19 protein-coding genes are annotated in these 20,062 nt (G+C 54.8%); all 19 read left to right on the top strand.

The genetic code is table 11. The features are described from left to right. Positions 1–10: 10 nt before the first annotated feature. Positions 11–1,123, top strand: a complete 1,113-nt coding sequence (gene hisC / locus HSX14_RS08340; protein ID WP_173177107.1) for a histidinol-phosphate transaminase — start codon at positions 11–13, stop codon at positions 1,121–1,123. Further along, positions 1,116–3,356 (top strand): bifunctional prephenate dehydrogenase/3-phosphoshikimate 1-carboxyvinyltransferase, encoded by a 2,241-nt coding sequence (locus HSX14_RS08345; protein WP_173177109.1) that lies wholly within the window; start codon positions 1,116–1,118, stop codon positions 3,354–3,356. The genes hisC and HSX14_RS08345 overlap by 8 nt, the downstream gene beginning before the upstream one ends. After that, positions 3,356–4,042: a (d)CMP kinase gene (gene cmk, locus HSX14_RS08350; RefSeq protein ID WP_111259467.1), complete on the top strand. Its 687-nt coding sequence runs from the start codon at positions 3,356–3,358 to the stop codon at positions 4,040–4,042. Before HSX14_RS08345 ends, cmk begins: the two co-directional genes overlap by 1 nt. 351 nt (positions 4,043–4,393) lie before the next feature. Next, positions 4,394–6,073 (top strand): 30S ribosomal protein S1, encoded by a 1,680-nt coding sequence (rpsA, locus tag HSX14_RS08355; RefSeq protein WP_173177110.1) that lies wholly within the window; start codon positions 4,394–4,396, stop codon positions 6,071–6,073. A gap of 148 nt (positions 6,074–6,221) precedes the next feature. After that, positions 6,222–6,506, top strand: a complete 285-nt coding sequence (ihfB, locus tag HSX14_RS08360) for an integration host factor subunit beta (RefSeq protein WP_173177112.1) — start codon at positions 6,222–6,224, stop codon at positions 6,504–6,506. A 219-nt stretch (positions 6,507–6,725) separates the two neighbouring features. Next, positions 6,726–7,199 carry an MBL fold metallo-hydrolase gene (locus tag HSX14_RS31145; RefSeq protein ID WP_228723560.1) on the top strand — a complete coding sequence of 158 codons (474 nt, stop codon included), beginning with the start codon at positions 6,726–6,728 and terminating at the stop codon, positions 7,197–7,199. A 102-nt stretch (positions 7,200–7,301) separates the two neighbouring features. Continuing rightward, positions 7,302–7,421, top strand: coding sequence for an MBL fold metallo-hydrolase RNA specificity domain-containing protein (locus HSX14_RS31150; RefSeq protein ID WP_230428052.1), 120 nt, complete (start codon positions 7,302–7,304; stop codon positions 7,419–7,421). Positions 7,422–7,635: 214 nt separating this feature from the next. Next, positions 7,636–9,075 (top strand): mannose-1-phosphate guanylyltransferase/mannose-6-phosphate isomerase, encoded by a 1,440-nt coding sequence (locus HSX14_RS08370; RefSeq protein WP_173177114.1) that lies wholly within the window; start codon positions 7,636–7,638, stop codon positions 9,073–9,075. A 112-nt stretch (positions 9,076–9,187) separates the two neighbouring features. After that, positions 9,188–9,730, top strand: a complete 543-nt coding sequence (locus HSX14_RS08375) for an HAD hydrolase family protein (protein ID WP_173177116.1) — start codon at positions 9,188–9,190, stop codon at positions 9,728–9,730. After that, positions 9,727–10,896, top strand: a complete 1,170-nt coding sequence (locus tag HSX14_RS08380) for a class II D-tagatose-bisphosphate aldolase non-catalytic subunit (RefSeq protein WP_173177118.1) — start codon at positions 9,727–9,729, stop codon at positions 10,894–10,896. Before HSX14_RS08375 ends, HSX14_RS08380 begins: the two co-directional genes overlap by 4 nt. Then, positions 10,893–11,717 (top strand): glycosyltransferase family protein, encoded by an 825-nt coding sequence (locus HSX14_RS08385; RefSeq protein ID WP_173177119.1) that lies wholly within the window; start codon positions 10,893–10,895, stop codon positions 11,715–11,717. The genes HSX14_RS08380 and HSX14_RS08385 overlap by 4 nt, the downstream gene beginning before the upstream one ends. Positions 11,718–11,728: 11 nt before the next feature. Next, positions 11,729–12,085 (top strand): cupin domain-containing protein, encoded by a 357-nt coding sequence (locus HSX14_RS08390; RefSeq protein WP_107328384.1) that lies wholly within the window; start codon positions 11,729–11,731, stop codon positions 12,083–12,085. Next, entirely contained in the window at positions 12,082–13,647 is a 1,566-nt protein-coding gene (locus HSX14_RS08395) for a phosphotransferase (protein ID WP_173177121.1), read from the top strand. Before HSX14_RS08390 ends, HSX14_RS08395 begins: the two co-directional genes overlap by 4 nt. Beyond that, positions 13,644–14,780, top strand: a complete 1,137-nt coding sequence (locus HSX14_RS08400) for a class I SAM-dependent methyltransferase (protein ID WP_197970215.1) — start codon at positions 13,644–13,646, stop codon at positions 14,778–14,780. Before HSX14_RS08395 ends, HSX14_RS08400 begins: the two co-directional genes overlap by 4 nt. A 50-nt stretch (positions 14,781–14,830) precedes the next feature. Then, positions 14,831–16,039, top strand: a complete 1,209-nt coding sequence (locus HSX14_RS08405) for a glycosyltransferase (protein WP_173177123.1) — start codon at positions 14,831–14,833, stop codon at positions 16,037–16,039. Then, positions 16,036–17,586, top strand: coding sequence for a murein biosynthesis integral membrane protein MurJ (murJ, locus tag HSX14_RS08410; protein WP_173177125.1), 1,551 nt, complete (start codon positions 16,036–16,038; stop codon positions 17,584–17,586). Before HSX14_RS08405 ends, murJ begins: the two co-directional genes overlap by 4 nt. A 33-nt stretch (positions 17,587–17,619) precedes the next feature. Then, positions 17,620–18,270, top strand: coding sequence for an acyltransferase (locus HSX14_RS08415; protein WP_173177127.1), 651 nt, complete (start codon positions 17,620–17,622; stop codon positions 18,268–18,270). Beyond that, complete coding sequence (locus HSX14_RS08420) at positions 18,267–19,391, top strand: glycosyltransferase WbsX family protein (RefSeq protein ID WP_173177129.1); 1,125 nt, start codon at positions 18,267–18,269, stop codon at positions 19,389–19,391. Before HSX14_RS08415 ends, HSX14_RS08420 begins: the two co-directional genes overlap by 4 nt. A gap of 1 nt (position 19,392) precedes the next feature. Next, positions 19,393–20,061 carry a class I SAM-dependent methyltransferase gene (locus HSX14_RS08425; protein ID WP_173177131.1) on the top strand — a complete coding sequence of 223 codons (669 nt, stop codon included), beginning with the start codon at positions 19,393–19,395 and terminating at the stop codon, positions 20,059–20,061. Position 20,062 lies beyond the last annotated feature (1 nt).

Raw genomic sequence — 20,062 nt, forward strand, 5'->3', positions numbered from 1 at the left:
AGGAGCGCCCATGAGCTGCGACTTCCTCGCCCTGGCACAGCCGGGCGTGCAGAAACTTTCGCCCTACGTACCCGGCAAGCCGGTTGACGAGCTGGCCCGTGAGCTGAACCTCGACCCGGCCGGCATCGTCAAGCTGGCCAGCAACGAGAACCCGCTGGGCCCGAGCCCCAAGGTTCTCGAGGCCATCCGTGCCGAACTGGCCGATCTCACCCGCTACCCGGATGGCAATGGCTTCGAGCTCAAGCGCCGCCTGGCCGAGCGTTATGACGTCCAGCCGGACCAGGTGACCCTCGGCAATGGCTCCAACGACATCCTCGAACTGGTCGGTCGTGCCTACCTGGCCCCGGGCCTGAACGCGGTGTTCAGCCAGCACGCGTTCGCCGTGTACCCCATCGTCACCCAGGCTGTCGGCGCCACCGCCAAGGTCGTGCCGGCCAAGGACTGGGGGCATGACCTGCCGGCGATGCTGGCGGCCATCGACGAGCAGACCCGCGTGGTCTTCGTCGCCAACCCGAACAACCCGACCGGCACCTGGTTCGGTCCGCAGGCGCTGGAAGAATTCCTCGCCCAGGTCCCGGAGACCGTGCTGGTGGTGCTGGACGAGGCCTATATCGAATACGCGTCGGGTGGCGAGCTGCCCGACGGCCTCGACTACCTGTCGCGCTACCCGAACCTGCTGGTTTCCCGCACCTTCTCCAAGGCCTTCGGCCTGGCGGCGCTGCGGGTCGGCTACGGGATTTCGTCCGCTCGTGTCGCCGATGTCCTGAACCGCGTGCGCCAGCCGTTCAACGTCAACAGCCTGGCCCTGGCCGCCGCCTGCGCCGCGCTGGCGGACGCCGACTACCTGGCCGAGAGCCGCCGCCTCAATGACGCTGGCATGGCGCAGCTGGAAGCGGGTTGCCGCGCGCTGGGCCTGGGCTGGATTCCGTCTCGTGGCAACTTCATCGCCATCGATTTCGGTCGCGATACGGCGGGCATCAACCAGGCCTTGCTGGCGGCAGGCGTGATCGTGCGCCCGGTCGCGGGCTACGGCATGCCGAACTTCCTGCGCGTCTCCATCGGCCTGCCCGAGGAGAACCAGCGCTTCCTCGACGTCCTGGGGCAGGTGCTCGCCCGTGGCTGATGTCATGCCGCTGCAACAGCGCTCTCCTAAGCTCGGGCGCCTCGTGGTGATCGGGCTCGGCCTGATCGGCGGCTCCTTCGCCAAGGGGCTGCGGGAAAAGGGGGCGTTCGATGAAGTGGTGGGTGTCGATCTGGACGCCGAGTCGCGCCGCCTGGCCGTGGAGCTGGGCGTGGTCGACCGTTGCGAGAGCGATCTCGCCGCCGCCTGTCAGGGGGCGGCGGTGATCCAGCTGGCCGTGCCTATCCTCGCCATGGAGCGATTGCTGGCTGAGCTGGCGAAGCTTGATCTTGGCGATGTCGTGCTCACCGATGTCGGCAGCGCCAAGGGCAATGTGGTGCGTGCCGCGCGCCTGGCCTTCGATGGCATGCCGGCTCGCTTCGTCCCCGGTCATCCTATTGCGGGGTCCGAGCAGAGCGGGGTGGAGGCGGCCAATGGCGCTCTCTTTTATCGCCACAAGGTGATCCTGACGCCTCAGGAGTCCACTGACGCCGAGGCGCTGGCCTTGGTCGACAGGCTCTGGCGCGAGCTGGGGGCCGATGTCGAGCACATGCAGGTCGAGCACCACGACGAGGTGCTTGCGGCGACCAGCCATTTGCCGCACCTGCTGGCTTTCGGGCTGGTCGACTCGCTTGCCAAACGCAGTGAGAACCTGGAGATATTCCGCTACGCCGCTGGTGGCTTCCGTGATTTCACGCGGATCGCCGGCAGCGATCCGGTCATGTGGCACGACATCTTCCTCGCCAACCGCGAGGCCGTGCTGCGGGTGCTGGACGCATTTCGTGGCGACCTCGACGCCTTGCGCGACGCGGTCGACGCAGGGGATGGGCATCAACTGCTGGGCGTGTTCACCCGCGCCCGCGTCGCCCGCGAACATTTCAGTAAAATCCTGGCCCGCAGGGCCTATGTGGACGCCATGCACAATAACGACCTGATTTACCTGGCCCAGCCGGGTGGCCGCCTTTCCGGGCGTATCCGCGTTCCGGGCGACAAGTCCATTTCCCACCGCTCGATCATGCTCGGCTCCCTGGCCGAGGGCACGACCGAGGTGGAGGGCTTCCTCGAGGGTGAGGACGCCCTGGCGACCCTGCAGGCTTTCCGCGACATGGGGGTGGTCATCGAAGGCCCCCACCATGGTCGCGTGACCATTCACGGCGTTGGCCTGCATGGCCTGAAGCCGCCGCCCGGGCCGCTGTACCTGGGCAACTCCGGTACCTCCATGCGCCTGCTCAGCGGGCTGCTCGCTGCCCAGCCGTTCGACACCACCCTGACCGGTGACGCTTCGCTGTCCAAGCGCCCGATGAACCGTGTGGCCAAGCCGTTGCGCGAGATGGGGGCGGTGATCGAGACCGCTCCGGAAGGTCGTCCGCCGATGACCATCCGTGGTGGCCAGCGCCTCACCGGCATGAGCTACGAGATGCCGATGGCCAGCGCCCAGGTCAAATCCTGCCTGTTGCTCGCCGGTCTCTACGCTGCGGGCGAAACCTCGGTGACCGAGCCGGCTCCGACCCGCGACCATACCGAGCGCATGCTGCAGGGCTTCGGTTATCCGGTTGCCGTCGATGGCAGCACGGCGACCGTCGAGAGCGGCCACAAGCTGTCCGCCACTCATATCGAAGTGCCGGCGGATATCTCTTCCGCAGCCTTCTTCCTGGTGGCAGCGAGCATCGCCGAGGGTTCCGAGCTGCTGCTGGAGCACGTGGGTATCAACCCGACCCGTACCGGCGTGATCGATATCCTCAAGCTGATGGGCGCCGATATCACCCTGGAGAACCCGCGTGAAGTCGGTGGCGAGCCGGTGGCGGATATCCGCGTGCGCGCGGCGAAGCTCAAGGGCATCGATATCCCCGAAGACCTGGTTCCGCTGGCCATCGACGAGTTCCCGGTGCTGTTCGTCGCTGCCGCCTGCGCCGAAGGGCGCACCGTCCTGCGTGGCGCGGAAGAGCTGCGGGTCAAGGAGTCGGACCGCATCCAGGTGATGGCCGACGGGCTGGTAGCGCTGGGCGTGAAGGCCGAGCCGACCCCGGACGGCATCATCATCGACGGTGGTGCGTTCGGCGGGGGTGAGGTGTGGAGCCATGGCGACCATCGCATCGCCATGTCCTTCAGCGTCGCTTCGCTGCGTGCCGGCGGTGCGATCCGTATCCACGATTGCGCCAACGTCGCGACCTCCTTCCCGAACTTCCTCGGGCTGGCGGCGCAGGTCGGCATCCAAGTCGCCGAAGAGGGCAAGTGATGAGTACTGCAGCGCCGGTCATCGCCATCGACGGCCCGGGTGGCTCGGGCAAGGGCACGGTCGCGGGCCTGCTGGCCAAGCGTCTTGGCTGGAACCTGCTGGATTCCGGTGCGCTGTATCGGCTGCTGGCCTTCGCGGCGCGTAACCACGGTGTCGACCTGACCAACGAGGAGTCGCTGAAGGTCCTGGCGGCCCATCTCGATGTGCAGTTCCTCTCCAATGCGGGTGGCGTCCAGCGGATCATCCTCGAGGGTGAGGATGTTTCCGACGTCATCCGCACCGAGACGGTAGGAGCGGGCGCCTCGCAGGTCGCTGCCCTGCCGGCGGTGCGCGATGCCTTGCTGCAGCGTCAGCGTGCCTTCCAGGAGGCGCCCGGGCTGGTCGCTGATGGTCGGGACATGGGAACGGTGGTCTTTCCGGATGCACCGCTGAAGATCTTCCTCACCGCTACCGCGGAGGAGCGTGCACGTCGGCGCTATCTGCAGTTGAAGGGCAAGGGCATGGAGGTCGAGATGGCCTCCCTGCTGACCGAGATCATCGAGCGTGACGAGCGCGACACCCAGCGTTCCGTAGCGCCGCTGAAGCCCGCGCCGGATGCCCTGATTCTCGACTCCACCCACCTGAGCATCGACGAAGTGCTGGAGCGCATTCTCGAAGCCTTTGCCGCGCTGGGGCTGGATGACTGATCGCGGCCGCATTCCAGCGACGTCGCGCTCCTTGGACGCGGCGCTTCTGTTTTCCGAGTCGGCTCCGTCGGGCGGATCTGCCCGGAGTGCCGGGGCGGGGCAATTGACGGCCGCTAGCCCCATTGCTAACATTCCAGCCCTTATGTCGGCGTGATTTCTCTAATGGGAGCGTCACGCCGGTTCTGATTCCGAAAGGAAGTGCCTCATTGCCGGTCATCCGACTGGGCGTGGTGCCACAGGGGTGGAACGGGATACCAGTTGACGTCCCCTCCACCTTTAATCACTGACTTGACCGCATTTGCTGGTAGTGCGGAATAGGGCCTTTAGTGGCCTTTGACTACAGGTATGATCATGAGCGAAAGCTTCGCAGAACTTTTTGAAGAAAGCCTGAAATCCCTCGACATGCAGCCGGGTGCCATCATCACCGGCATCGTGGTCGACATCGACGGTGACTGGGTCACCGTGCATGCTGGCCTCAAGTCCGAGGGCGTCATCCCGGTCGAGCAGTTCTACAACGAACAGGGCGAGCTGACCATCAGCGTGGGTGACGAAGTTCACGTTGCGCTGGACGCGGTAGAAGATGGCTTCGGTGAAACCAAGCTGTCCCGCGAGAAGGCCAAGCGCGCCGAGTGCTGGATTGTTCTGGAAGCTGCTTTCGCTGCTGAAGAAGTGGTCAAGGGCGTTATCAACGGCAAGGTCAAAGGCGGTTTCACCGTCGACGTCAGCGGCATCCGCGCGTTCCTGCCGGGCTCCCTGGTGGATGTGCGCCCCGTGCGCGACACCACTCACCTGGAAGGCAAAGAGCTCGAGTTCAAGGTCATCAAGCTCGACCAGAAGCGCAACAACGTTGTCGTTTCCCGCCGCAGCGTCTTGGAAGCCGAGAACAGTGCCGAGCGCGAAGCTCTGCTGGAATCCCTGCAGGAAGGCCAGCAAGTCAAAGGTATCGTCAAGAACCTCACCGACTACGGCGCATTCGTTGACCTGGGCGGCGTAGACGGCCTGCTGCACATCACCGACATGGCTTGGAAGCGCATCAAGCACCCGTCCGAGATCGTCAATGTTGGCGACGAGATCGACGTCAAGGTCCTGAAGTTCGACCGCGAGCGCAACCGCGTCTCCCTGGGTCTGAAGCAACTGGGCGAAGACCCGTGGGTTGCCATCAAGGCTCGCTACCCGGAAGGCACCCGCGTAACCGCGCGCGTTACCAACCTGACCGACTACGGCTGCTTTGCAGAGCTGGAAGAAGGCGTGGAAGGCCTGGTGCACGTTTCCGAGATGGATTGGACCAACAAGAACATCCACCCGTCCAAAGTCGTTCAGGTTGGCGACGAAGTGGAAGTTCAGGTTCTCGACATCGACGAAGAGCGTCGTCGTATCTCCCTGGGCATCAAGCAGTGCAAGTCCAACCCGTGGGAAGACTTCTCCGGTCGCTTCAATAAAGGCGACAAGATCTCCGGCACCATCAAGTCGATCACCGATTTCGGTATCTTCATTGGTCTGGAAGGCGGCATCGACGGCCTGGTTCACCTGTCCGATATCTCTTGGAACGAAGTTGGCGAAGAAGCCGTACGTCGTTTCAAGAAGGGCGACGAACTGGATACCGTCATCCTGTCCGTAGATCCGGAGCGCGAGCGCATCTCCCTGGGTATCAAGCAGCTGGAAGACGATCCGTTCTCCAACTACGCCTCCCTGAACGAGAAGGGCACCATCGTGCGCGGTACCGTCAAGGAAGTTGATGCCAAGGGCGCTGTGATCACCCTGGGCGACGATATCGAAGGCATCCTGAAGGCCTCCGAAATCAGCCGTGACCGCGTTGAAGACGCGCGCAACGTGCTGAAGGAAGGCGAAGAAGTCGAAGCCAAGATCATCAGCATCGACCGTAAGAGCCGCGTCATCAGCCTGTCCATCAAGTCGAAAGACGTGGATGACGAGAAAGACGCAATGAAGGAACTGCGCAAGCAGGAATCCGAGAGCACCGGCCCGACCACCATTGGTGATCTGATCCGCGCTCAGATGGAGAACCAGGGCTAAGTCCTGATTCCTTCATCAAAAAGGGCGGCTTAGGCCGCCCTTTTTGTTGCCCGAGTTTTACCCTTGGTTATTGGGGCTGTTCAAAGCTTCGTGGTCATGCTAAAACCGCGTAGAGCTGATCTAGCCGCTTGATATAGAAGGGAAAACCATGACCAAGTCGGAGTTGATCGAACGAATCGTTACCCACCAAGGCCAGCTTTCCTCGAAAGATGTAGAGCTTGCCATCAAGACCATGCTCGAGCAGATGTCCCAGGCACTGGCCACGGGGGATCGTATCGAGATACGCGGATTTGGCAGCTTCTCCCTGCATTTTCGTGCGCCTCGCACGGGGCGCAATCCTAAGACCGGCGAGTCTGTTCGTCTGGATGGGAAGTTCGTACCGCACTTCAAGCCTGGTAAGGAGTTGCGGGATCGGGTAAATGAGGAAGATTGACACCGCTTTGGTCTTCTCGCAGGAGTGATTCTCCTGGTTGGGCGGCCATCTGGCGTCATTCTTTTGCCATATTTGCGAAGTCATGTGTAGTTGCAAAATATGAGCGCTTTAACTGAGTAATCTGCTGCAAGTCATTAGTCAATAAAGCCAGCTGTCACTCTCTCGTTCGCATTGCTGGGCTGAGTCCCTTTATGATAGCTAGCATTAAAGGATTGACTCGTGCAACTACCCTCCATCGTTCATCACGGCTCCGTAACAGGCGTGACGGGCTTCTATAATCAGTCACAGATAGATGATGAGTATGCGCTGGTCATGGACTGTGGCCTTTTTCAAGGTGCCGAAGCCTCTCCTGAAGGTCGGGCAGGGCTAGTAGGCTCGGTTAGGGCTCTGGTCGCGACTCATATTCACATCGACCACGTTGGAGGCATACCCGATCTCCTTGCAACTGGTTTCAAAGCAGTGAGCCATCGGCCAAGTTGTTGTCCATCTTACTTGGAGATGCTTTCAAGCTCGGTTTTGGCTGCGTTTGGAAAAGGCTCAAACTCCCCGCTGGCCATTCGTTTTGCGAAGCAAGCCGCTCAGCTGGCTATCGTCGTTGCTGGCAGCGGCATGTGCTCCAGTGGGCATATTGTCAACTACCTTAACGCTATGTTCGGTTATGTGCGGCATGATGTGCTCTTCGTTGGCTTCTAGGCGGATGGCCTCTCTGGGCGACAAGTCCAGTGCTGTAGTCCTCATAGTGGCTATGTTGGGCTTGACGGGCAGCGCTATGACATCCGGGCTCAGACGCATACCATAAGGGACTATTCCGATCACGCCGATCGGTCAGGGCTAGAAAGGTTTGTCAGTTGTATGAATGCATTACTGAATGAAATTCGTATGGTGCATGGTGAAAGAAGGTTCTATATGCTTTGACTGATGCATTTCGAGAGCGCTAAGTTGGTAAGGGGAGTGATGTGGATATTCTGTTGCCGGGTATTGATGAGAAGACAGGGGCTTTGCCAGTCCTTTTTGCAGGGGCCTAGTAAATCTGGGGCTTTGTCTCTCTAGTTAGAGTTTGATTGAGTCGAAAACAAGCCGGCTTGTCACTGCTTATATAAAATACATAATACAGGTTCAGCGTTTCATTATGACAACCAGCCCCATTCAACCAGTAGTGCTGTGCGGCGGATCAGGTACGCGTTTATGGCCCTTGTCCCGTTCAGGATTTCCAAAGCAGTTCCTATGTTTGGTGGGCAATGACAGTCTGTTCCAGCAGTCCATCAAGCGCTTGGGTGGTAGCGGGGCAAATAATGCGATTGCTTCACCCTACATCGTGTGCAATGAAGACCACCGCTTTTTGGCCCAAGAGCAACTCAGGGAGCTTGGGGTCGACAATGCAACATTTCTGCTAGAACCGGTAGGCCGTAATACCGCACCGGCCCTGACTCTGGCTGCTTTAGCTGCGCGCGATGCGGGCACAGATCCAGTGCTGGTAGTTACCCCGGCAGACCAAGCTATCACTGACGGCGAGGCCTTTCGTGCTGTGATGCATCGGGCGGTCGAATCTGCGACTGAAGGCAACATTGTCATTCTTGGCATTAAGCCTGACAGGCCTGAAACAGGCTATGGCTATATCAAGGTGGCTTCTGACAGCGCGGCAGTTGGTGCCGTTGAGCGTTTCGTAGAGAAGCCCGACCGGGGTACTGCCCAAGCCTACCTCGATGAGGGTGGTTACTACTGGAATGCAGGCTTATTCGTACTCAAGGCCTCGGTGTGGCTTGCAGCCTTGGAGAACTTTCGGCCGGATATTCTTCAGGCTAGCGTTAAGAGCTGGGCAGGCAAGCGAATTGATGGCTCTTTCATTCGGCCTGATAAACAAGCTTTTATGGCTATTCCAAGTGAATCAATTGATTATGCCGTGATGGAGAAGTGCCCAGGAAGTGCTCTATCCATCAAGATGCTACAACTGGATGCTGGTTGGAGTGACCTGGGCGCCTGGGATGCCGTATGGAGCGTTTCTCCCAAAGATGATAAGGGTAATGCTCTTTACGGCGATGTACTAATAACCGAAAGCGGTAATTCGCTCGTTCATGCCAGCAGCCGTCTTGTTGCACTGTCCGGCGTTGATAACCTCGTGGTCATCGAAACAGCGGATGCCGTTCTGGTTGCAGACAGAAGTCGCTGTCAGGACGTTAAGCAGATAGTGAGCCTGCTTAATGAGCAGTCTCGTGAGGAGCATACTCTTCATCGCAAGGTTCATCGCCCTTGGGGTTGGTATGACAGCATCGATGAGGGTAGACGATTCAAGGTCAAACGAATTCAGGTCAACCCCAAGGCGAGCCTCAGCTTGCAAAAGCATCATCATCGAGCTGAGCACTGGATTGTCGTGCAGGGCACCGCGGAAATTACCCGGGGTAGTGAAACACTGCTGCTCACTGAAAATCAGAGCACATACATTCCACTAGGAGAAGTGCATCGCCTCGCCAATACTGGCTCAACACCTCTAGAAGTTATTGAGGTACAGTCCGGGAACTACCTCGGAGAGGACGACATTGTCCGTTATGATGATGAATATGGGCGAGGATAACGTGCCGCTGTTCATTATTGAGTTTTGGGGCGATAGTATTCGGTAGGGCTGTTAGGTGTAATGAGTCTCTCGTACGAACAATATGTTATTGTGCTGTTGAGGTAGGGTTTATATGGGTAACGAGCTTAAGTTTCCTGAAAAAAAAATCTTTATTCTTGATGTTGATGGTGTAATGACTACTGGGCATTTTTTATACACTGCCGAGGGTAAAGTCATGAAGATATTTGGCCCGGATGATAATGACGGTTTGTCGTTGCTTAGAAATTTCGTGGATATTCGATTTGTCACTGGAGACAAAAAAGGCTATCCAATTAGTAAAAAACGTATTGTTGATGATATGGGGTTTGAGCTAGATATCGTTAGCACGGTGCGTCGTGCTGAGTGGATCGCCGAGCGCTATCCCCTTGAGTCTGTTATATACATGGGGGACGGCATTTTCGACCATTATGTGATGGCGAAAGTCGGTTACAGCATTGCGCCAGCAAATGCGGATAAAAATGCCAAAGCATATGCGTCCTACATCACTGAGCGATCAGGTGGTGATCGTGCCGTTGCTGAGGCAGCACTACATCTCTTGGAAAAATTCTTTACCCCTTTCAACCCTGAGCAGTTGCCTAACGCTCAGCAGAAACTCTCTGGAGAGTGGACCGTATGATTCATCAGCGCTTGCAATCTTTTTTGCAGAAAAGGCACTGTACTCTTCTCGGCGTTGGTCCGATGAGTGTCAACTGTGTTGATGCAACCATCGAGCTGGCTAATGAGCACGAGGTTCCGATCCTTATGATTGCTAGTCGACGGCAGATCGATTCGGAAGAGTTTGGCGGTGGTTACGTAAATAACTGGACTACTGAAGAGTTTGCTCGCTATGTCACAGACAAAGATAAGAAGGGCAAAATCCTTTTGGCGCGAGATCATGGCGGCCCATGGCAGAATACCCGTGAGAAAGATGCACAGTTAGGTTTGCGTCGCGCGATGGAGTCGGCTAAGTCATCCTATCGCTCGGATATTGCTGCCGGTTTCCAAATACTACATATTGATCCAAGTGTTGATATCCATGGTCAGCCGGACGTTGATGAAGTTTTGGATCGCGTTTTTGATCTTTACGATTATTGCTGGTCGCAGGCACAGCAGAATAGTCGCGAAATAATTTTTGAAGTGGGTACCGAAGAGCAGAGCGGAAGCACGAACTCTCAGGAAGAACTCGACTACACTCTGAACGAGATAAACAAGTTTTGCCGCAAGAATAAATTTGATCCTCCCGCATTTGTGGTTATTCAGTGTGGTACCCGGGTAATGGAAATGCGCAACGTGGGGTCGTTCGATTCACCCGTGCGTGTGGCCAATGAAATTCCTGCTGAAATTCAGCTGCCGAAGATGATTGAAATCTGCAATCGTCATGGCATCTTCATGAAAGAGCACAACACCGATTATCTTTCCGATGAAGCGTTGCAATGGCATCCGCGTCTGGGTATTCACGCAGCCAATGTTGCACCCGAATTTGGCGTGGCAGAGAGTAAGGCTCTGGTCGGTGTGCTTGAAGATAATGGACTTCATGAGCTGGCAACACGCTTTCTAGCGCTGGCTTACGAGTCGAAAAAGTGGGATAAGTGGATGCTTGATGGCACTACCGCAACAGATCGTGATCGCTCGTTGATTGCCGGACACTATGTATTCTCGACACCTGAGTGCAAAGAGTTGAAAGCCGAGGCTGGCCAGTTACTGGCTCGTAAGCAAATTGATCTGGACGCACACCTCAAGCAGCAGGTCAAGAGCAGTATCCTGCGCTATCTGCGTAGCTTCCGTCTGGTGAGGTCAGCATGAAATCAGTCGCAACCATCATCCTGAATCGCAATCTGCCAGACGTAACTGATCGGTTGTACGAACACTTGCTTGAGCACGATGGTGAGTTGACCGATATCTATGTTGTGGAGGCCGGCTCCGATGCTGACAAGCTCAGCCGCTATGCCACCTGGCACGCCAATAGCCCGGAAGTCATGCAGAATGGCCTACGTTACAGCCGCGGTATGAACTATGGCTTGGTCCAGTTGCTGAAGGAAAAACGTTTTTCCAAATATGACGCGTTCTTTCTGCTGTCCAACGACACAGAGTTGCGAGCCGGGCCGACCCTGGCGCCACTGCTTCGTATTCTTGCGGAGCAGCCGCGTATTGGTATTCTCTCGCCATGCTCCGAACGCTGGGGCGAACGTCTGTTGCTGAAGCAGGAAACCACCAAATATTTTTGGTTTATTCATAATAACGCTTATTTATTGCGCCGTCAGTTCATTGAGAGTATTTGCGAAACCGACGAGCCGAATGAGATGAACTTCCTGTTTGACGGAAGCAACTTCCGTGGTTATGGGTCGGAGCATGAGTTGATTGCTAAGGCTTACGCCAACGATTGGGCGGCTGCCATTACTGCCGAGGTGTGGGCGGGGGAGAACGAATCCTATTTGTTGGATCATGCGGACGAGATCAAAACTGAAGGGTACGAAGTGAATCTTCAGTTGTATGTCACCGAGGGCCGCCGTTGGATGCGCCGTAAATACGGTTTTCCTAGCCAGTGGTCGATGCAGCAGTACGTCAAAGGCTTCTACGACAAGTTCTTTGAGTTCCACCCCGAATATGCCCAATACAAAGTTTGAGTGAGCGAGTCATGAGCGAATACAAAGTTATTGAAAAGCCTTGGGGCAAGGAAGAAGTCGTCGAAATCAACGATAAGTACATGGTCAAGAAATTGACCATGTGGGCCGGTCACCGTTGCAGTCTGCAGTACCATAACTTCAAGAAAGAAACGATCTATGTGCTGTCTGGTGTGCTGAAAATCGTTCAGGGTACCAGCCAGGACGCACTGGAAGAAAAGCTGTACCGCGCCGGTGATACCATCACCATTCCGCCTGGTCTCATTCATCGCATGGAGGGTGTTGAGGATAGCGTGTACCTCGAAGCTTCCACTCCAGAAATGGATGATGTGGTACGTCTGGTCGATGACTACCAGCGTGCTCCGCAATGAGTTATCGGGTTTGCATACCATGCGCGGGCACTGGATCTCGCCTGGGAGAACTCACTCGCTTTCTGAACAAGTCGCTGGTCAGTATTGCTAACCGCCCGACGCTGTCTCACCTCATCGAGCGCTTTCCTGAAGATGTAGAGTTCGTTATCGCTCTAGGCCATAAAGGGCACTTGGTCAGGGAGTACCTTGAGCTGGCGTATCCGGAGCGGACCTTCCATTTTGCCGTTGTTGCGCCTTTTGAGGGGCCTGGTTCGGGTCTTGGGCTCAGTCTGCTTGCCTGTCGTGAGTACTTGCAGCAACCCTTCATCTTCATGTCCTGCGATACGCTGACTGATGAGGCTATTCCTGCGCCCGATGAAAATTGGATGGGTTTTGCCGAAGCTGACGATATCAGCGCCTACCGCACCGTGGCATTGAAGGGTAATGATGTAGCTGATATCTGTGAAAAGGGTATTGGTGAGCCTGCTACCCATAAGCCGTATATAGGGCTCGCCGGTATTCAGGATTTTGCTGCCTTCTGGCTGGCCATGGAGCAGGGCGGTTCCATGGCAATTGACACTGGTGAGGCCTACGGGCTGCGGCGGCTGCTCGAACACGGCATCAAGGCGCGGCGTTTTACCTGGCATGACACGGGTAACCTGCCAGCTCTTGCAGCTGCGCGTGAACATTTTCGCGAGCCGGATGAGCCGAACATTCTAGACAAGGCCAATGAGGCCATCTGGTTCGTTGGTGATGCGGTGATCAAGTTCTCTGATGACAAGAAGTTTATCGCCAACCGAATCAAACGGGTCGCGGAACTACAAGGTTATGTTCCGCAGATCACGGCTTTCGGCGAGAACATGTATCGGTACGGCAAGGTCACGGGCCGGGTACTTTCCGAAGTGGTCACGCTGCCCCGATTCCATCGGTTGCTGGAGTTCAGCCAAGGTTTTTGGGCTGCCAAACAGCTCAGCACTGAGCAAAAAAGCGCGTTTGAAGAAAACTGCCTGCGTTTTTATCGAGATAAGACGCTGGAGCGCGTGGAGCTGTTCTACAGCACCTGCGGTAAAGGGGATGGTACCGAGGCCATCAATGGCGTAGCAATGCCAGCCCTGCGTGATCTGCTGGGCTGTGTGGACTGGAACTGGTTGGCGCAAGGGCTACCGGGGCGCTTCCACGGTGATTTCCATTTTGAAAACATTATCGTGACGGAGCAGGAACAATTCGTCTTTCTCGACTGGCGGCAGGACTTTGGCGGGGACCTTGCCATCGGTGACGTTTACTACGATTTGGCAAAGATACTTCATGGTCTGATCATCAATCATGAGTTGATTAATCTTGGCCTGTACCATACCGATTGGCAGACCGACCAGATTGCATTTGATGTAAATCGTCGGCAGTCGCTGGTTGATTGCGAGCGTTACTTCGAAGTGTGGCTGGCGAATCATGGCTATGACGTCCGCAAGGTTCGTGTCCTGACGGCACTTATTTACTTGAATATTGCCCCGCTGCACCACCATCCTTATACACTGCTGCTGTATTCGTTGGGCAAGTCTATGCTTCGTGCGGAGTTAGAGAAATGATCAAGTTGGTTACGCGAACTGTTGATGTTGTAACTGGGAGCGCGGAATTAGAAGATCTGCATACACTTTCTGATTTTCCGGTGTTTATGGGGGTCGTTGAGCATTCTGTTGAACAGGATCTCGTGGCAGATATGTCGTGGTCCATTTCCAGAACCTCGGGTCTGATACAGCTTAAGAAATTATTACCTTTGGATGTGCTGTATCAAGCGCAAACAACCACGAGCGCGGTAGGCGCCACTTGGATGGCGCATCATAGAGAGTTTGCAAAATTTATTGCGAAGTACTCTCCTACAGGTGTACTCGAATTCGGTGGTGCTCATGGTATTCTTTCTATCGAATATCAAAATTTTGGGGATGTTCCTTGGACAATTCTTGAACCAAATCCTTCTCCGGCAGATGGGTGTAGGGCTGAGTTTATCAAGGGCTTTTTTGATGAGCGCTTTAAGTTTGACAAGGAATTTGACGTTCTAGTGCATTCTCATGTCTTTGAGCACTTGTATGAGCCTGCTGGTTTTATGCGTGCCGTCAAAGAGTTTCTTCCTCTTGGGCAGAAGATGTTGTTTTCTGTTCCCGATCTTTCTGAGTGGTTGAAGCGGAAATATACAAACTGTATAAACTTTGAGCACACGGTTTATCTGACAGAGCCCTACGTTGAGTATTTGATGGCAGAATACGGCTTCCGGGTTCTCGAAAAACAGAAAGTTATGGATGGTCATAGCATTTTTTATGCCGTTGTTCGTGATGACAGTGTTGCGCGCTATGAGCTCTCCGGTGAATTGTATGCGGAGAATTCCAAGGTATATCGGGAGTTTGTGGGCTACTATGAAGCGCTTGCTGCTGAGTTAAATGAGAAGTTAAAGGGGTGGGATGGTGAGATTTATTTGTTTGGTGCGCATGTATTCTCTCAGTATTTAATTGCTTTTGGTCTAGATGTTTCCAATGTGGTTAGTCTTTTGGATAATGATTCGCGCAAGCAGGGCAAGCGCCTCTATGGTACTGAGCTTAATGTTGCTTCTCCAGAAGTTCTTCGAGGCAAGAAAAATGTTGCGGTAATATTAAAGGCTGGTATTTATAATGAGGAAATTAAACAGGGAATTTCTAGTGAAATAAATGATGCTGTTATCTATTTTTAGTGCTTCCTTGTTCTTGTTTTGAATAAATCTTCCTTGCTGGATTTGCTGTAATGAAAGTTGTGATATTCAAGCCTCATCATGATATTTGGTTCAGGAATCCGGTAAGGAGAATTCTCAAGAAGGAAGTTATTCCTAGTAAGTATGCGTTACTGCTTGATCATTTGATTGCCTCCGATGCCCGTGTGTATTTTTCTACGCGTCTATTTTTTGGTGTTGGTTTGCGCGGATGGTGTCGGAATATTTTTGATGCTTTTCATTTGTTGGCTTGGGCTGTTATAAATAGGCTGGATCTTTCTCGTGTCAGGTTCGTCTTTACTCCGTCTGGGTTGAGAGATAAGGACGTCGTGATTTTTATGCATTACGGCTCCTTCACAGCGGAAGATGAGTCGGGGGCTAAAGCTTGTCGAGAACTGGCTGATTGTTTCAAGGATTTAGATATCTTTAAAATTGTCCATATGACGCACTATGCGTACTGTTCAAAGATTGGTGCTGCTAATCTGGAGTTATTGTCTCCGGACATGTTGGTCGCTGAAAATGATTTGCGTAAGAATTCTCCGTTTTTTATGCGTAATTTCAAGGACGTCTCTGGGGAGTTTTATCACCTTCCATTCGTGGCGGCGCTACGTTTTCAGCGTAGAGTGGGGTTTTCTCGGCGGACTAATAGGCTCGGTGTGACCGGCTCTATTACCTACAAGATGAAAGACACTGACTTTTTGAGGTATTTTGGTCAGGATGAACTTCAGCCTATGCGCCGAAAGATATATGAGTGTCAGGCGGAGCTTTCCAGTCTTATCGATTCATTTATCTATGATCTGGATGAGGCGAGGCAGAAGGAGTCTGCGCTTACCTCCTCGGATGATCTTGATGTGACCCGTGCGCAGGCCGCAGCTAAGCAACGTAACTACTACAATGCTGACATTGTTGAATTCTTCAATTCCTATCGTATGTTTGCCGTGCCTGAGGAGGTCTGCGATCTTCCAGGTATCAGCTTTATCGAGGGAATGGCTTGTGGTGCTGCGTATTTTGGATTGGATAACCCAATGTACCGCGATATCGGTATGGTTCCTGGGGTTCATTATGTGGCGTATGATGGCACATTGGAGCATCTGCTGGAACGGGTTGCTTACTACCAACAGCATGCCGACGAACTTGAGCAGATCGCTGAGCAGGGTTATCAGATTGCCCATACGACACTGAGCAGTACTTCGGTCTATTCAAAGTTTCTTGCCTCGCTCGAACAGATGCTGCCGCGGCCATGACACCGGCAAGCGACTTGCCCAAGCGCTCATTGTTTTCTGCCGCTTTGGGTAACTTGGCGATCAGTGCGGCCGGCTCAATTCTTACATATCTGTCTTTTGTGCTTGTGGCCTACATGTTTGGTGCCACGGCGCAAACAGATGTTTTTGTTTTCGCCTCGGGGTTTGTGGTGGTGGTTGCCGCGCTGATTACCACGGTATTCAGTGCAGTCTTCCTTCCGTTGTACATCCGGCTGGTGCACGTGGGGGACCAGGCGCGTGCCGGTGCTTTTGCCAATGCCTTTCTGTTCTATCTGGCGATTCTTTCCGTGTGCGGGGCGGTGATTATTCTGCTTTTCCCTGTTCATTTATTCGCTGTGGTGTCCCGATTCAATCTGGAATTGTTGGCTGACAACGAACGGATACTTCGCTATTTTTCGATTGTCTTCGCTCTTACCGTGCTGAACGACTACTTGCGTGTGTTATTGCAGGCCAAAGAAGCGTTTGTTCCCGCAGCGCAAAGCATTGTCTTGCAGCCGGCGGTCAATGTGCTGGGCGTTTGGGCGATGGCGAGTATCGTTGGCTATGAAAGCTTGGCGATCAGTGCGGCGGCGTCGAGGATCGTGCAATTTGCGTTTCTACTCTGGCGTATGAAGACCGTCGGTTGCTTGCCGAGACCGCAGCTAGGCGCAAAAAGCGATATGGTTGAATTTCTGCGAGTGGTTCAGCCCTTCTGGCTAGCCAGCATTATTAGCATGATGTCGGTATTCTTTTTTGACTATGTCGCCAGTGGCCTGCCCGCTGGACAGTTGACCGCACTGGTATTCGCGCAGAAAATTTACACCCTGCCAATTGCGCTGCTTGCCTTGCCAGTTATCGAAGTGCTGAATACACGACTGTCTATGCTGGCGGCCAGCGAGCAGATGGATGCGCTGGGTGCGCTCTATGCAGTTGCCATGAAAGTGGCAATGGTGGTCATGGTGCCATTGAGCGTATTGATGGCGTTCAACTCACCAGAAATAACCTCTGTGCTACTGGGGCGAGGAAAGTACTCGGCCGAGAGCCTCGCGATTACCGCCCACGCTTTGCAGGTGTTCTCGCTGGTAATTCCCTGCATTGTGCTCTTTACCATCAACGGCCGTGTTTCCTTGGCTCTGCATAAAACCAAAATGCCTTCGCTGTTTGGCTCTCTGGGACATTTGGCGATGATGGGGTCTGTATTCGTGGCTGTTGCGTTGTTTGGCTATATCGGCCTGCCAGCGGCCAAACTGCTCGTTGAGGTCCTGTATTTCCTTCCGTTCGGTTTCATTATTGTATGGGTTTACTTGCCGCAGGCGCCGATCAGGTCGGTGTTTGGGGAACTGTCCAAGGTAATTGTTGCTAGTGCGATCTCCTTGCTAGTGGTCTGGGGCGTGCTGCCGTTGATCAGCTTTGTCGTCTCGGTGCCGCTGCTCTATCTGGTGTTCTCCTGCAGTCTGTTCTTGTTGGTATTCATCCCACTTTGTCTGCTGATCAGACTGGACTCTGTAGCGCTGTTCACTCATTGGGTGTTACGGAGGTCCGTGCAGTGACTGGGCCGATGTTTATTCCGTTGGAGAGTTGGCATGTCGCTTCCTAGATCATCTGTCAGAGTGCTTGCCCGTGCGTTTGCGGCGTGCGTACCTGGCCGGTTACCCCGGTTGTTCAGCAGTTTTTTTGCCTATATGGCCTGGAGCATTCGAGCGCGTGGTTTTTCCGCAGTAGGTGAGGGCACCTATCTGCGCTCCGTTGCCAGCATTCACAACCCGCAGTGTATTTGCCTGGGGCAATCGGTTGTAGCTGAAACGGGGCTGATTATCGAAGCGTTCTGTGAGTTCGCCGGAGAACGTTACGCGCCCAGAATCACGATCGGTGACCGGGTGTCGTTCGGTTACCATTGTCACGTGGGCTGTATCGATGAAGTCAGCATCGGCAATGATGTGTTAATTGCCAGTCGGGTATTCATCGCGGACCATGCCCACGGCGATACGAATTCACTGGACTCCGCCGTCCCTCCGGCCAAACGTCGTCTCCATTCAAAGGGACCAGTGCGCATCGGTTCCGGGGTCTGGATCGGCGAGGGGGTGGTGATTCTATCGGGGGTCACTATTGGTGATCACGCCATTATCGGTGCCAACTCGGTGGTAACCCGAGACGTTCCGGAATGCACGGTTGTGGCAGGATCACCTGCCAGATTGATTAAACACATGGAAAATCAAACCTCTGGGACCTTATGAAAGCCATTGCATTTTATCTCCCACAATTTCATCCAACGCCCGAGAACGATCGTTGGTGGGGCAAGGGCTTCACGGAGTGGACCAACGTCGCCAAAGCCAAACCGCGTTTCAGTGGGCACTACCAGCCGCATATTCCGGCTGACCTGGGCTTTTATGATCTACGGCTGCTGGAAACCCAGATCGCTCAGGCGGAAATGGCCAGGGAGCACGGCGTAGGTGGATTCTGCTATTACCACTACTGGTTCAATGGCCAGCTGCTGCTTGAGCGTCCGTTGGAAACCGTACTGGCTGAACAGAAGCCGAACCTGCCGTTCTGCATCTGCTGGGCCAACGAGACGTGGAGTCGTCGCTGGGACGGGCAAGAGCATGAGATCCTTATTGGCCAGGATCTGGAAACCTACGATCCCGAGGCGCATTTCGCTTATCTGACCAGCGCCTTTGCTGATAGTCGTTACATCAAGGTAGCCGGTAAACCGGTATTCTTGATTTACCGCATTGATCAGTTCCCGGACATTGCCACTACCATCAGTCGTTGGCGTGAGGCGGCGGCAGCTCAGGGGCTGCCGGGCATTTACCTGTGTGCGGTCCGTAGCCATATGCATACCCTTAGCGACGAACAGACCACCGCGCTGGGGTTTGATGCGTTAGTGGGGTTCGAGCCTCATTCGCGTACGATGCTGCGCCAGAGCGCGCTGGGCTATGCGCGCAACTTTGTGCCACGTGCCATCAACTACCTGCTGCGCCGCCTGAAACTTACTGATCGTATCTCCGAACTCGCAGTAATGAATCGTTTCGACTATCGCGCCCTGGCGCGTACCGCCATGGCTGCCGAGCGTTCGTCGCAGCGCTTGTTTCCATGCGTGATTCCCAGTTGGGATAACTCAGCAAGGCGTAGTTCCGGAGCCACGGTCATTCAGAACAATGATCCCCGACTGTTCGAGGCCTGGCTGCGTGATGCTGCCAGCCGTGTAGTGGACTATCCGCAGGAGGAGCAGCTGGTGTTCATCAATGCCTGGAACGAATGGGCGGAAGGCTGTCACCTCGAGCCGGATTTGCGAAACGGCAAGAGTTTTCTTGAGGCCGTGCGCCGAGTGTTCGGTCAGGTACCTGAGGGGAACTGAGATGCTTGCAGAAATGACGGCCGGTGATAACAGCGATTACTACTCACATATCCGCGGTGAAATTGCCCAGCTGCTGCCGGCTGATATTGGCCGGGTTCTGGAAATTGGCTGCGGCCGTGGCGATACCTTGGCTTGGTTGAAGAGTCTCGGCAATACACAGAGCACTTATGGCATCGAGCTGTTCGTCGACTCTGCCGATGCGGCCAGAAGCAAGGTCGATCATGTGCTTTGTGGCGATTTTGAAACGCTTCCGCTGCCGGAGAGCTTCAGCGGTTTCGATGTGATCTTGTGCCTCGATGTGCTGGAGCACTTTGTCGACCCTTGGAAAGCGCTGGCGCGTATTGGCAATTTACTGGCGCCAGGGGGGAGCATCATTACGAGCATCCCTAATGTGCGTTATTTTCGCGTGGTATTACCGTTGTTGTTGCAGGGGCGCTGGCAGTACGAGAGCTCCGGGATTCTTGATCGTACTCATTTGCGCTTTTTTACTAGGCAAACTGCCATCGAGCTAATGACATCCTCCGGCTTGACTCTTGAAGCGGTTAGCTCTACGGGGCTTGAGAAGGGGCGTAAAACTCGCTACCTGAATTGGGCGACGTTGGGGCTGTGCAGGCCTCTTTTCGAGTATCAGTATCTGATCAAGGTTCGTAGTGCAGGGGCGGAGGCATAGC

The sequence above is a fragment of the Pseudomonas tohonis genome, assembly GCF_012767755.2.
In the GTDB taxonomy this organism is placed as follows: domain Bacteria; phylum Pseudomonadota; class Gammaproteobacteria; order Pseudomonadales; family Pseudomonadaceae; genus Metapseudomonas; species Metapseudomonas tohonis.

Bases quoted from the DNA above. Each gene is read 5' to 3' on its own strand.
- hisC (WP_173177107.1), top strand. From the start codon at position 11: ATGAGCTGCGACTTCCTCGCCCTGGCACAGCCGGGCGTGCAGAAACTT.
- cmk (WP_111259467.1), top strand. From the start codon at position 3,356: ATGAGTACTGCAGCGCCGGTCATCGCCATCGACGGCCCGGGTGGCTCG.
- rpsA (WP_173177110.1), top strand. From the start codon at position 4,394: ATGAGCGAAAGCTTCGCAGAACTTTTTGAAGAAAGCCTGAAATCCCTC.
- ihfB (WP_173177112.1), top strand. From the start codon at position 6,222: ATGACCAAGTCGGAGTTGATCGAACGAATCGTTACCCACCAAGGCCAG.
- HSX14_RS08370 (WP_173177114.1), top strand. From the start codon at position 7,636: ATGACAACCAGCCCCATTCAACCAGTAGTGCTGTGCGGCGGATCAGGT.
- HSX14_RS08375 (WP_173177116.1), top strand. From the start codon at position 9,188: ATGGGTAACGAGCTTAAGTTTCCTGAAAAAAAAATCTTTATTCTTGAT.
- HSX14_RS08380 (WP_173177118.1), top strand. From the start codon at position 9,727: ATGATTCATCAGCGCTTGCAATCTTTTTTGCAGAAAAGGCACTGTACT.
- HSX14_RS08385 (WP_173177119.1), top strand. From the start codon at position 10,893: ATGAAATCAGTCGCAACCATCATCCTGAATCGCAATCTGCCAGACGTA.
- HSX14_RS08390 (WP_107328384.1), top strand. From the start codon at position 11,729: ATGAGCGAATACAAAGTTATTGAAAAGCCTTGGGGCAAGGAAGAAGTC.
- HSX14_RS08395 (WP_173177121.1), top strand. From the start codon at position 12,082: ATGAGTTATCGGGTTTGCATACCATGCGCGGGCACTGGATCTCGCCTG.
- HSX14_RS08400 (WP_197970215.1), top strand. From the start codon at position 13,644: ATGATCAAGTTGGTTACGCGAACTGTTGATGTTGTAACTGGGAGCGCG.
- HSX14_RS08405 (WP_173177123.1), top strand. From the start codon at position 14,831: ATGAAAGTTGTGATATTCAAGCCTCATCATGATATTTGGTTCAGGAAT.
- murJ (WP_173177125.1), top strand. From the start codon at position 16,036: ATGACACCGGCAAGCGACTTGCCCAAGCGCTCATTGTTTTCTGCCGCT.
- HSX14_RS08415 (WP_173177127.1), top strand. From the start codon at position 17,620: ATGTCGCTTCCTAGATCATCTGTCAGAGTGCTTGCCCGTGCGTTTGCG.
- HSX14_RS08420 (WP_173177129.1), top strand. From the start codon at position 18,267: ATGAAAGCCATTGCATTTTATCTCCCACAATTTCATCCAACGCCCGAG.
- HSX14_RS08425 (WP_173177131.1), top strand. From the start codon at position 19,393: ATGCTTGCAGAAATGACGGCCGGTGATAACAGCGATTACTACTCACAT.